Here is an 11,940-nt window from a genome sequence, read left to right as displayed (position 1 = left end):
CCCTGTCCGGCGTTCATGTCCTGCCCGGCGTTCATGTCCTGCCCGGTGTCCGCGGAGGTGCCCTGCGTCTCCAGGCCGTAGTAGCGGTAGAGGTGCCGCTCCTCCTCGACCGACAGGTGGCCGCCCGAGTCGACGTCGACATTCGGCGCGCCCTTGACCTGGTCCTTGTCGTACGGGACTTCCAGGTACTCATCGGTCAGGTGCGCGGCGCGCGTCGGTACGAACGTCTCGTTGTTGCCGAAGAAGCCCGTCTTGACGGTGACCCACTCCGGCTCGCCGGTGCGGTCGTCCAGGTACATGTGCTTGGCGTCGCCGATCTTCTTCCCCTGGGAGTCATGAACCGGATGGCCCACGACCTGGGGTATCTGGTCACGCGTGATCATGTCGCCTCCTCGGGCTGCCGGGGCCCATCTGGCCCTATGAGTGCGACTAACCCCACCGAAACGGACGAAACCTTACGAGAACCCTAAACCCGACATTCAGCCTCGGTGGGCGCCGCTCAGTCCGGGCTGCCCGCTCCGTACCGCCGCAACAGCGGCGACAGCACCAGCACCGACTTGGTACGGGACACGAACGGCTCTCCGGCGATCCGCTCCAGCACCTGCTCGAAGTGCCGGACGTCGGCGGCGAAGACCTGGACCACCGCGTCCGCCTCGCCGGTGACCGTGGAGGCCGAGGCCACCTCCGGATACCGGGCCAGCCCCCGCCGGATGTCCGACGGGGAGGTGTTGTGCCGGCAGTACAGCTCCACCAGCGCCTCGGTCTGCCAGCCGAGCGCGGCCGGATCGACCCGTACCGTGAAGCCGGTGATCGCGCCGGCCGCCAGCAGCCGGTCCACCCGGCGTTTGACGGCCGGCGCGGACAGGCCCACCTCGGCGCCGATGTCCGCGTAGGAGCGGCGCGCGTCGGTGGCCAGCGCGTGCACGATGCGCTCGTCGAGCTCGTTCAGCGGCACGGCTACTGCCAGCTCACGTGCAGCGGCTCGCCCTCGGCGTATCCGGCCGCGCTCTGCACGCCGACCACCGCCCGCTCGGTGAACTCCGCCAGGTCGGCGGCGCCCGCGTAGGTGCAGGCGCTGCGCACCCCGGCGATGATCGCGTCGATCAGGTCCTCGACACCGGGCCGGGCCGGGTCCAGGAACATCCGCGAGGTGGAGATGCCCTCCTCGAACAGCGCCTTCCGGGCCCGGTCGTACGCCGACTCCTCGCTGGTGCGGTTGCGCACCGCGCGGGCCGAGGCCATCCCGAAGGACTCCTTGTAGAACCGGCCGTCGGCGGCCTGCTGCAGGTCACCGGGTGACTCGTAGGTGCCGGCGAACCAGGAGCCGATCATCACATTGGACGCGCCGGCCGCCAGCGCCATCGCGACATCGCGCGGGTGCCGCACCCCGCCGTCCGCCCAGACGTGCTTGCCGTGCCGCCGTGCCTCGGTCGCGCACTCGAGTACCGCGGAGAACTGCGGGCGGCCGACACCGGTCATCATCCGGGTGGTGCACATCGCGCCCGGTCCGACGCCGACCTTCACGATGTCCGCGCCGGCCTCGATCAGGTCCCGCACGCCCTGCGCCGCCACCACGTTGCCGGCCACCAGCGGCACCCGGGGGTCCAGGCCGCGCACCGCGCGGACCGCGCCGAGCATCGTCTCCTGGTGGCCGTGCGCGGTGTCCACCACGAGGGTGTCCACGCCCGCGTCCAGCAGCTGCTTCGCCTTGCCGGCCACATCGCCGTTGATGCCGACGGCGGCGGCGATCCGCAGCCGCCCACCGGCGTCCACCGCGGGGTCGTAGAGGGTGGCGCGCAGCGCGCCGGTCCTGGTGAGGATGCCGGCCAGCCGGCCGTCGGCGTGCACCGCCGGGGCGAGCTTGCGGTGGGCCTCCTCCAGCCGGTTGAAGGCGTCCCGGGGATCGATGTCCGCGTCGAGCAGCAGCAGGTCCCTGGACATCACCTCGGACAGCTGGGTGAAGCGGTCCACGCCGGTGAGGTCGGACTCGGTCACCACGCCGACCGGCCGTCCGTCGTCGACCACCACGCCCGCGCCGTGCGCCCGCTTGGGCAGCAGCGCCAGCGCGTCGGCCGCGGTCTGGGTGGGCGCCAGGGTGATCGGGGTGTCCAGCACCAGGTGGCGCTGCTTGACCCAGGCGATCACCTCGGCGATCACCTCGATCGGGATGTCCTGCGGAATGACCACCAGGCCGCCGCGGCGGGCCACCGTCTCGGCCATCCGGCGGCCGGCGATGGCGGTCATGTTGGAGACCACCAGCGGGATGGTGGTGCCCGTCCCGTCGGGCGAGCGGAGGTCGACGGCGTGGCGGGAGCCGACCGTGCTGTGCCGCGGCACCATGAAGACATCGTCGTAGGTCAGGTCGTACCCGGGCTGAACATCATTGAGGAAACGCATACCGACTCTCTCACCTGCGAGGACACCATGGGCGGCGGGCGGGGAGTCAACACCGGGCGGGTGTCGGTCCGGGCTGCGGCTCCTCCTTCATCATCCCCGATCCGCCCGCGCGTCATCCACGGCGCCTCCCGCCGCCTCGACGCGAGGTCCCAACAGGACGGCGCCGGAGGACGGGCGCAGACTGTTCGCAGGCGACGCCGACCCCGAGAGCGAGAAGACGCCATGACTTCTGCCGTCCGGACCCTCGCAGCCCCGTCGAATCCGCAGGTGCTCGTCCTGTTCGGCGCGACCGGCGACCTGGCCCGCCGCAAGCTCTTCCCCGGGCTGTACAAGCTGTACCGGGCCGGGAGCCTGCCCGACCGGTTCACCGTCATCGGCTCCGGTCGGCACTCCCCCGGCACCGACGAGGAGTTCCACGAGCGGCTGGCGGCGGGGGTGCGCTCCTTCGCCCCCGATGCCTTCGATCCGAAGGTCTGGGCCGGGTTCGCCGAGCACGTCACCTTCCAGACGTCGTCGGCGCAGGACGGCACGGCGCTGGCCGCCACCGTCCGGCAGGCGCAGCAGGACGCCGGCGGCGACGTGCGCACCCTGATCTACATGTCCGTGCCGCCCGGCAGCATGAAGCCCATGATCCAGATGCTCGGCGCCACCGGCATCGCGGCGGACGCCTCGCTGATCATGGAGAAGCCGTTCGGCAGCGACGAGGCCAGCGCCCGCGCGCTGAACGAGGCGGTGCACCGGGTCGTGCCGGAGGAGCGGGTCTTCCGTATCGACCACTTCCTCGGCAAGGAGGCGGCGCAGAACATCCTGGCGCTGCGGTTCGCCAACGGCCTGTTCGAGCCCGCCTGGAACCGCGACCACATCGCCTATGTGCAGATCGACGTGCCGGAGAAGATCGGCATCGAGGGCCGCGCCGCCTTCATGGAGGGCACCGGCACCTTCCGGGACATGGTCTCCACCCACCTGTGCCAGATCCTCGGCTTTGTCGCCCTGGAGCCGCCGGTGCGCATCGCGCCGAAGGAGCTGCGGGCGGAGAAGTACAAGCTCTACCAGTCGCTGCGGCCCTTCGATCCGAAGGAGGTCGTCTTCGGCCAGTACGAGGGGTACCGCGACGAGGAGGGCGTCGATCCCCGATCGACGGTGGAGACCTTTGTCGCCGCCCGGGCCTGGATCGACAACTGGCGCTGGCAGGGCGTGCCCTTCCTGCTGCGCACCGGCAAGAGCATGGGGCAGACGCGCCGGGTGGTGACCATCGGCTTCCGCAATCCCCCCGAGACGCTGTTCGGCTCGGCCACCAGTGACGCGGTCGAGCCGAACGAGCTGGTGCTGGAGCTGACCGACGAGCCGGAGATGGCGGTGGTGCTGCGGGCCAAGAAGCCCGGACCCGAACTGCTGCTGGCCGACGCGCGGCTGGAGCTGAAGTTCGAGACCGCGTTTCCCGGCGTGCAGCCGCTGGAGGCGTACGAGAAGCTGCTGCTCGACGCGATGCACGGCGACCAGACGCTGTTCACCGGGGCCGAGGAGATCGAGCGCTTGTGGCAGGTCTGCGACCCGGTGCAGCGCGACCGCCCCGAACCGCTCCCGTACGCCGTCGGCTCCTGGGGGCCGAAGGAGGCGCTGCGCCTGGCCGGCGAGCGCGGCTGGCGACTGCCCGAGGCCGGCGGCGCTAGCCGATGAACTCCAGCGCGGTGTCCCACAGGCGTCCGGCGATGGCCGGGTCCATCGCGTACCAGGCCACGCCGGTGTGGTCGGCGGGGCGGGTGGTGACCGTGGCGGCCTCGCTGCCGTCCTCGAAGTAGCGTCCGCCGACCCCCTCCAGCAGTGGGGAGGCGGCCAGCAGCACCGAGGTGGCGGCGCCCTGGCGGACGGTCTTGTGCCGTTCCTTCGGGCTCCGCAGACCACCGGTGTGCTTCTGCAGGCCGGTCGCGATGGCGCCGGGGTTCAGCGCGTTGGCCCGGATGCCCTCGGCCGCCCAGCGGCGGGTCGCCTCCACCGCCAGCAGCGCGTCGGCGGTCTTGGACTGGCCGTAGGCGAGCAGCGGGTCGTACGGGCGGAAGTCGAAGTGCAGGTCCTCGAAGACCACCGGCGAGAACAGGTTGCCGCTGGAGCTGACCGACACGATCCGGGCCCCGTCCGCCGCGGCCAGCGCGTCGTGCAGGCCCACGGTGAGCGCGAAGTGCCCCATGAAGTTGGTGGCGAACTGCATCTCCCAGCCTTCGCGGGTGCGTTCCAGCTCCGGCAGGGCCATGATCCCGGCGTTGTTCACCAGGATGTGCAGCGGCCCCTGCCAGTCGGCGGTGAAGCCCCGTACGGAGTCCTGGTCGGCCAGGTCCAGCCGGCGGACCAGAACCCGGTCGTTGCCGGTGTCGCGCCGGATGCCGGCGGCGACCTCCTCGCCGGCCGCCGGCCGGCGCACCGCGAGGGTCACCTCGGCGCCGGCCTGGGCCAGTGCCCGCGCGGTCTCCACGCCGATGCCCGACGCGGCGCCGGTGACCAGCGCGCGCCGGCCCGTCAGATCCACCCCGGCGATCACGTCGTCGGTGGTGGCGGCGAAGCCGAAGGGTGTGCGAATGCTGTCCGTCATCGTGGCCGCAGTCCTTTCTGGCGGTCCCCGACCGCCGCGGGCGCGGCGGTCGCCGGCGCCCACCATCCACGGTGCCGCCGTCCCGGCCGGGCAGCCAGTACCCGGCCGGCCCTGGTAGCGGCAGGGACACCCTGCGGGGACACACCGCGGGAATCACGGCCCGGCATTCCGCAGTCTGGCACCCGGTGCGCCCGGACGCCGGTGGGCGCGGCCGGCGCCGTGACGCGCCGCCGGTCGGGCGCAAAGTCCGCCCCGGGGCCGGGAGCCGCGTATTTTTCGCGACGGGAGCCCCGCGCCCGGGGCCGCCCTCGACGAGAGGCGATCAGCATGGACAAGATCGGCGTGGGCATCGTCGGAGCCGGAACGGGCGGGTGGGCGTCCATCAGCCATGTCCCCGTTCTGCAGGCGCTGCCCGACTACGAACTGCGGGCCATCAGCACCTCGCGGGCCGAGACCGCCGCGGCGGCGTCCGAGCAGTACGGCGTCGGGGCCGCCTACGCCGCGTACCGCGACCTCATCGCCCATCCCGGGGTGGATCTGGTGGTCGTCGCCGTCAAGGTCCCGCTGCACCACGAGGTGATCACCGCCGCCCTGGACGCCGGGAAGATGGTCTACAGCGAGTGGCCGCTGGCCAGGAACCTGGCCGAGGCCGCCGATCTGGCCGAGCGCGCCGAGCGGGCCGGGGTACGGACCGTGATCGGCCTGCAGGGCCGCTGCGCCCCCGAGGTCCGCTACGCCCGGGACCTGATCGGGCAGGGCTACATCGGAAGCGTGCTCGGCACCACGATGGTGGGCTCCGCGATGGCCTGGGGCGACAAGGTGGCGCTGCGCGGCAACGCCTACTGGTTCGACCGGGACAACGGCGCCACGCCCCTGACCTCGGCCGCCATGCACGCGCTGGACGCGCTGCACGCCACGCTCGGCGACTTCAGCAGTCTGACCGCCCATCTGATGAGCTCCCGGACCGAGGCCGCGGTGGTCGAGGACGGCGGGGTCGTCCCGTTCACCGTGCCGGACCAGATCGCCGTCGCGGGCACCCTGGTCGGCGACGTGGCCGCGTCGGTCTTCTACCGCGGCGGGGCCTCGCGCGGCGACAACTTCCACTGGGAGATCAACGGCGCCGACGGCGACCTGGTGCTCTCCTCCCCCGCCTGGGGCAACATGCAGGTCGCCGAACTGACGCTGGCCGGCGGCCGGGGTGACGACAGCGGTGTGGCGGCGCTCGCGGTGCCCGAGCACTACACGGCGGAGCTGCCGGGCACGCTGAGCCGGCAGGCGAGCGGCGTCGCCGCGCTGTACACGCAGTTCGCCGCCGACCTGCGCGACGGCACCGACAGCACACCCGGCTTCGCGCACGCCCTGACCCGCCATCAGGAGATCGACGCCGTCGAGCGGGCGTCGCGTACCGGCGAGCGGCAGGAGCTCCCCCTGTCCCGCTGACCCGGACGCGGCGCCACCGCCCCCCGAACGGGTGGTAGCCGGGCCGTCGGCGCAGTGGCGGTGACAGCGGGCGCCCGCCGCGGTGAAGGATGCGGGAATGCTGTCCACGCGCCCCGCTCGGGCGGCCCTGGCCCAGGCCGTCGCATCGGCCGGCGATCCGTCCCAGCTGCTGCCCGCACGCGAACAGATGGCGTTCACGCTGGGCTTCCACATCATCATCGTGCCCTTCGGGGTGGCGCTGACCTCGCTGATGCTCATCGCCAACTACCGCGGGCTGAAGCACGGCGACGGGCAGGCGATGCTGCTCGCCCTGCGCTGGTCGAAGGTCGCCGCGGTCCTGTTCGCCGTGGGCGCGGTCACCGGTACCGTGCTGAGCTTCGAACTCGGCCTGCTGTGGCCGGGCCTGATGGGGAAGTACGGCGCCGCCTTCGGATTCCCGTTCGCCATCGAGGGCCTGTTCTTCTTCCTGGAAGCGATCTTCGTCTCGATCTACATCTACGGCTGGAAGCGGCTCCCGCCCTGGGTGCACTTCTGGACCGGGGTGCCGGTGGCCATCTCCGGGCTGGGCGGCACGGCCTCGGTGGTGGCCGCGAACAGCTGGATGAACCAGCCTGGCGGCTTCACCCTGCGCGACGGCCGGGTGGTCGGCGTGAACCCGGGGAAGGTCTTCTTCAACGGCGCCTTCTGGTACGAGGCCACCCACATGTTCATCGCCGCCTACATCGTGGCCGGTTTCACGGTGTGCGGGGTCTACGCAGTGGGGCTGCTCAAGGGGCGCCGCAACCACTACCACCGGGTCGGCTTCCTGATCGGCTTCCTGGTGGCGGCGGTCGCGGTGCCGGTGCAGTTCTTCGTCGGCGACATCGTCGCCCGCCAGGTGTTCAACGACACGCCGCGGAAGTTCGCCGCGATCGAGATGGTGCCGAAGACCAGCACGCACGTCCCGGAGACCATCCTGGGCGTGCTGCACGACGGCCGGCCGCGCTACGGGGTCACCCTGCCGGATGTCGCGTCCCTGCTCGCCGGATTCGACCCGTCCACCCGTATCCAGGGGCTGAACGAGATCCCGCCCGCGGTGCGTCCGGACGACGCCACGGTGAGCGTGGTGCACCTCGCCTTCGACGTGATGGTCGGCATCGCCTCCGCGCTGCTGCTGTTCGTGCTGTGGTTCGCCTGGCTGTGGTGGCGGCGGCGCGAGGTGCCGACCAACCGCTGGTTCCTGCGCTGCGCGGCCGTCAGCGGCTTCGCCTCCGTGGTGAGTCTGGAATGCGGCTGGGTCGTCACCGAGGTGGGCCGGCAGCCGTGGACGGTGGTACGGGTGCTGCTGACCCGCGACGCGGTGACCACGGTGGGCAATATCTGGCCGCTGTTCGCCGTCGTGCTGGCCATCTACTTCGCGGTGGCGGTCGCCGCCATGCTGGTGCTGCGGACGCTGACCCGGCAGTGGCACACCGAGGGCGACGACGTCGCACAGGTCCCCTACGGCCCGGAGCAGCCGCTGGTCGACGCCGGCCACACGGACGGTGACCGGTCATGAGCGACGCGGTCGCGGCCCTGCTGTTCGTCGGCGTGGTGGCGTACGCGCTGTTCGCCGGGGCCGACTTCGGGGCGGGCTTCTGGGATCTGACCGCCGGCGGCGCCCGGCGCGGCCGGCGGGTCCGCCATCTCATCGACGTCTCGGTCGGCCCGGTCTGGGAGGCCAACCACACCTGGCTGATCTACTGCCTGGTGATGCTCTGGACCGGCTTTCCCAGCGCCTTCGCGGCGATCACCACCACGCTGTACATCCCGCTCGGCCTGGCCGTGCTCGGCATCGTGCTGCGCGGCTCGGGATTCGCCTTCCGCAAGGCGGCGATGCGGACCGCGGAGCAGCGGCTGTACGGGGTCGCCTTCGCCACCTCGTCGGTGCTGACCCCCTTCTGCCTGGGCGCCGTGGCCGGCGGGGTCGCCTCCGGCCGGGTGCCGTCGGGCGGCCACGGCGACGCGGTGACCAGTTGGCTCAACCCGACATCCGTACTGGGAGGCGTGCTGGCGGTGGTGGCCTGCGCCTACCTCGCCGCCGTCTTCCTCACGGTGGACGCCCGGCACCAGGGCGACCGGGCGCTGGAGGCCGGCCTGCGGACCCGCACACTGCTGGCGGGCGCGGCGGCCGGCGTGGTGAGCCTGGCCGGCGTCTTCGTCATCCACTCGGACTCGCCGCGGCTGTTCCACCAGCTCAGCCACCGCGGGCTCGGGCTGGTCGTCGTCTCCGCGCTGGCCGGAGTGGTCGGCCTGGGCCTGCTGGCGCTCCGGAAACCGTTCGGCGAGCGGTCCCTGGCCGCGCTGGCGGTGGCCGCGGTCGTCTGCGGCTGGGGCGTGGCCCAGTATCCGTTCGTGCTCGGCACACACCTGCGGATCAGCAACGCGGCCTCGCCGGGACCCACCTTGTGGGTGCTCATCGCCGTGGCCGGCCTGGCCGGACTGCTCATCGCGCCTTCGCTCGCCTACCTGTACCTCCTGCAGAACCGGGGGAAGCTGCCCACTCAGGCGTGAGCGGGCCCGGCGCGGAACGCGAGGGCGGCCGGGCGGCCGGGCGGCCGGGCGGCCGGCGTCGGATGACGGCGGGGACGGCGGGGGCTGTTACGGGCGGACGTTCCGGGCTTCCTGCTCCGTCCCCGGGTACCCCTCCTCCACCACCACGAGCAGCTCGGTGTCGGTGTGCCGCCAGAAGATCTCCGCGTCCCGCAGGATGTCCTTGAGGATCCGCCATTCACGCGGCATCTCCGCCGCGAAGCCCTGCCAGTTGCGCAGCCGCAGCTGGCGCCCGCCCGGCTCGGGCGGCCACCACGACAGATCGGTGAGGCAGTCGGCGAGGCCGTCCCAGTTGCGGCTGAACCAGTCGGGAAGACGCAGGTCGACGACGCAGCGGTCCATGAAGGCCTGCCGGCCGTCGACGCCGGCCAGGTCGAGCACGAGCATGCGCCGATGCTGCCACACCCGATCAGTACGGTGGCGGCAGCGCGCCAGGCGTCACCCGCCGGTTGGCGAGCGGTGTCACGACCCGTCGGGGTCGGCGCGGTCCAGGGCGGGGCGTGGGGCCGGGCCGGCCGAGTGCAGCAGGTGGTCGGCGGCGGCGGTGTCGGTGACCAGGCTGGTGACCAGGCCCGAGCGCAGCACCGCGTCGATGGCCGCGGCTTTGCGCATGCCGCCGGCGATGGCCAGCACCTCGGGGATGCGGCGCAACCGGTCGGCCTCGATGGTGATGCAGCGCTCGCCCAGGTCGCGGCCCACCCGGCGGCCCTGCGCGTCGAACAGGTGCGAGGACATCTCGGCGGCCACACCCAGGCCCGCGTAGTGCTCCCGCTCGGCCTCGGTGAGCGAGTCGTGCACGGTGGAGACCCCGGCCTCCCAGGAGCCGATGGACACCACCGCGACGGTCACCTTGTCGAAGTAGCCCATGGCCGCGGCGATCTGGCTCTGGGCGCGCAGCGCGGCCGCGGTGGCCGGGTCGGCCAGCACCATCGGCGCGTAGAGCGGGTGCGCGTCGCCGCCGGAGACGGCGGCCGCGGTGCGTACCGCCTCCACCGAGCCGCGTTCGGCGGTGCCGACGTCGTAGACCCCGGTGAGCTGGACGACCGTGCAGGGCGCGAGGCGCTCCAGGGCGTTGGCCATGGTGATGATGGAGCGGCCCCAGGCCAGGCCCAGCACATCGCCGTCGCTGACCAGCTCGCCCAGCAGGTCGGCGGCGACCGCGCCCAGGTTCTCCGGGTCGGGCGCGTCGGCCTGGTCGGCCGGGGTCTCCACGACGACGGCGTGCCGCAGTCCGTAGTGCGCGCGCAGGGCGTCGGAGCGTTCGGCGTCGAGCTCGGCCGGGACCCGGATCTCGATCCGCACCAGATCGCGTTCGAGGGCGGTCTCCAGGACCCGGGCCACCTTGAAGCGGCTGACGCCGAACTCCTCCGCGATCTGGATCTTCGACTTGCCCTCCAGGTAGAAGCGACGTGCCATCGCCGCCGCCTGGACCATTTCGCCCGGGCCCATACGCAGCTGTGCGCGGCCTGTGCTCACGTCGCCTCTCCCCGGTTGCCCATCTGATCCGCTCCCTGCTCATCCTCCCAGATCCCCGGGGTTACGGGCGCGTAGCTTGCGCCCTACCGGGACCGCCGCGAAGCCGCCCCGGAGCCGTGACGAGGCCTTACCGGGGGCGTACCCGCGCCGTATCCGCGCTGTTGCCGCAACCGTCGCGGGACGTTCGCCGGGGACGGTCCGGTCAGCGGGCGCGGGCCTCGGTGGCCTGATGGCGCAGCGCGCGGACCGCGGCCGCCGGGTCGTCGGCGCCGTAGACGGCCGAACCGGCGACGAACACGTCCGCGCCCGCCTCGGCGCACCGCTCGATGGTCTCGGCCGAGACGCCGCCGTCCACCTGCAGCCACATCTCCAGCCCGTGCCGCTCGATCAGCGCCCGGGTGCGGCGGATCTTGGGCAGCATGGTGTCCAGGAACGCCTGGCCGCCGAAGCCGGGCTCCACCGTCATGATCAGCAGCATGTCGAGTTCGGGCAGCAGGTCCTCGTACGGTTCGACGGCCGTGCCGGGCTTGAACGCCATCGACGCCCTCGCGCCCTTGGCGCGGATCTCCCGGGCCAGCCGGACCGGCGCCGCGGCGGCCTCGACATGGAAGGTGACCGAACCGGCCCCGGCCTCCACATAGGCGGGCGCCCACCGGTCGGGCTCGTCGATCATCAGATGGCAGTCGAGCGGGATCCCGGTCGCCCTGCCCAGCGCCTCCACGACGGGGACGCCCAGCGTGAGGTTGGGCACGAAGTGGTTGTCCATCACGTCGACATGGAGCCAGTCGGCCCCTTCGACCGCCCGCGCCTCCTCGGCGAGCCGGGCGAAGTCGGCGGACAGGATGCTGGGGCTGATCTGCACGGTCATGCGGCCAGCAAACCAGATTCCCCGCGACCGGCCCAGCCGGGTCCTGGCCGGCCCGTCGCCCCGGCCCCGAAGGACGTCGGGGCGGCTCGGCAGCGGCTCGGCAGCGGATGTCAGCCGGTGCGGCGCAGCAGGGCCAGGTACATCGCGTCCGTGCCGTGCACATGCGGCCACAGCTGCACGTCCGGCCCGTCGCCGAGGGCCGGGACGCCCGGCAGCAGCGGGCGGGCGTCCACGAGTTCAGCGGGCGGCGCCTGCCGGCCGCGCAGGATGTCGTCCACCACCGCGCGGGTTTCGGCCAGATGCGGGGAGCAGGTGGCGTAGCCGACGACGCCGCCGACCCGGACCGCCCGCAGCGCCTCGGCCAGCAGGCCGCGCTGGAGCGGGCCGAAACCGGCCACCTTCTCAGCGCGGCGCCGCCAGCGGGCCTCCGGTCGGCGGCGCAGCGCGCCCAGACCGGTGCACGGCGCGTCGACCAGCACCCGGTCGAAGGAGCCGGGGACCCAGACCGGCCGGGTGCCGTCGGCCACCACGACCTGGTACGGGCCTGGGTTTCCGGCCAGCGCGCGGCTGACCAGCCGGGCCCGGTGCGGCTGCTTCTCCGCGG

General features: G+C 72.7%; 11 protein-coding genes and 1 pseudogene. 4 read left to right on the top strand and 8 right to left on the bottom strand.

Features of this window, described 5'->3' with window-relative positions; translation table 11 throughout:
* The 3 genes from GA0115240_RS19090 to GA0115240_RS19080 all read right to left on the bottom strand — a co-directional run.
* Positions 1 to 383: PRC-barrel domain-containing protein (locus GA0115240_RS19090; protein WP_141708891.1), on the bottom strand; the 383-nt coding region annotated here is incomplete at its 3' end.
* A 116-nt stretch (positions 384 to 499) separates the two neighbouring features.
* A complete protein-coding gene (locus GA0115240_RS19085) occupies positions 500 to 955 on the bottom strand; it encodes an Lrp/AsnC family transcriptional regulator (RefSeq protein WP_093737894.1) in 456 nt (151 codons plus the stop codon).
* A 2-nt stretch (positions 956 to 957) separates the two neighbouring features.
* The gene (locus tag GA0115240_RS19080) at positions 958 to 2,397 is read right to left on the bottom strand and encodes a GuaB1 family IMP dehydrogenase-related protein (protein ID WP_093737893.1); all 1,440 of its coding nucleotides are present in this window, start codon (positions 2,395 to 2,397) and stop codon (positions 958 to 960) included.
* Between the two features lie 222 nt (positions 2,398 to 2,619).
* On the opposite strand from GA0115240_RS19080, the gene zwf reads away from it, so the two are divergent.
* Positions 2,620 to 4,074 (top strand): glucose-6-phosphate dehydrogenase, encoded by a 1,455-nt coding sequence (gene zwf / locus GA0115240_RS19075; RefSeq protein ID WP_093737892.1) that lies wholly within the window; start codon positions 2,620 to 2,622, stop codon positions 4,072 to 4,074.
* On the opposite strand, the gene GA0115240_RS19070 is transcribed toward zwf, so the two are convergent.
* Positions 4,064 to 4,981: an SDR family NAD(P)-dependent oxidoreductase gene (locus GA0115240_RS19070; RefSeq protein WP_093737891.1), complete on the bottom strand. Its 918-nt coding sequence runs from the start codon at positions 4,979 to 4,981 to the stop codon at positions 4,064 to 4,066. The genes zwf and GA0115240_RS19070 overlap by 11 nt on opposite strands.
* 327 nt (positions 4,982 to 5,308) lie before the next feature.
* On the opposite strand from GA0115240_RS19070, the gene GA0115240_RS19065 reads away from it, so the two are divergent.
* From GA0115240_RS19065 to GA0115240_RS19055, 3 genes are all read left to right on the top strand, one after another.
* Positions 5,309 to 6,421, top strand: coding sequence for a Gfo/Idh/MocA family protein (locus GA0115240_RS19065; RefSeq protein ID WP_093737890.1), 1,113 nt, complete (start codon positions 5,309 to 5,311; stop codon positions 6,419 to 6,421).
* A gap of 97 nt (positions 6,422 to 6,518) precedes the next feature.
* The gene (locus tag GA0115240_RS19060) at positions 6,519 to 7,958 is read left to right on the top strand and encodes a cytochrome ubiquinol oxidase subunit I (RefSeq protein WP_093737889.1); all 1,440 of its coding nucleotides are present in this window, start codon (positions 6,519 to 6,521) and stop codon (positions 7,956 to 7,958) included.
* Entirely contained in the window at positions 7,955 to 8,953 is a 999-nt protein-coding gene (locus GA0115240_RS19055) for a cytochrome d ubiquinol oxidase subunit II (RefSeq protein ID WP_093737888.1), read from the top strand. Before GA0115240_RS19060 ends, GA0115240_RS19055 begins: the two co-directional genes overlap by 4 nt.
* A gap of 87 nt (positions 8,954 to 9,040) precedes the next feature.
* Here GA0115240_RS19055 and GA0115240_RS19050 read toward each other — a convergent pair whose 3' ends face one another.
* The 4 genes and pseudogenes from GA0115240_RS19050 to GA0115240_RS19035 form a co-directional block, all read right to left on the bottom strand.
* Positions 9,041 to 9,379, bottom strand: a complete 339-nt coding sequence (locus GA0115240_RS19050; protein ID WP_093737887.1) for a barstar family protein — start codon at positions 9,377 to 9,379, stop codon at positions 9,041 to 9,043.
* A gap of 75 nt (positions 9,380 to 9,454) precedes the next feature.
* A complete protein-coding gene (locus tag GA0115240_RS19045; RefSeq protein WP_176725111.1) occupies positions 9,455 to 10,441 on the bottom strand; it encodes a sugar-binding transcriptional regulator in 987 nt (328 codons plus the stop codon).
* A 229-nt stretch (positions 10,442 to 10,670) separates the two neighbouring features.
* A complete protein-coding gene (rpe, locus tag GA0115240_RS19040; protein ID WP_093737885.1) occupies positions 10,671 to 11,336 on the bottom strand; it encodes a ribulose-phosphate 3-epimerase in 666 nt (221 codons plus the stop codon).
* Between the two features lie 110 nt (positions 11,337 to 11,446).
* Positions 11,447 to 11,940 (bottom strand): annotated as a pseudogene (locus GA0115240_RS19035) (rRNA cytosine-C5-methyltransferase); the annotation flags it as partial.

The organism is Streptomyces sp. DvalAA-14 (assembly GCF_900091855.1).
Taxonomy (GTDB): Bacteria; Actinomycetota; Actinomycetes; order Streptomycetales; family Streptomycetaceae; genus Actinacidiphila.
This window is presented reverse-complemented; position numbering and strand designations above follow the sequence as displayed.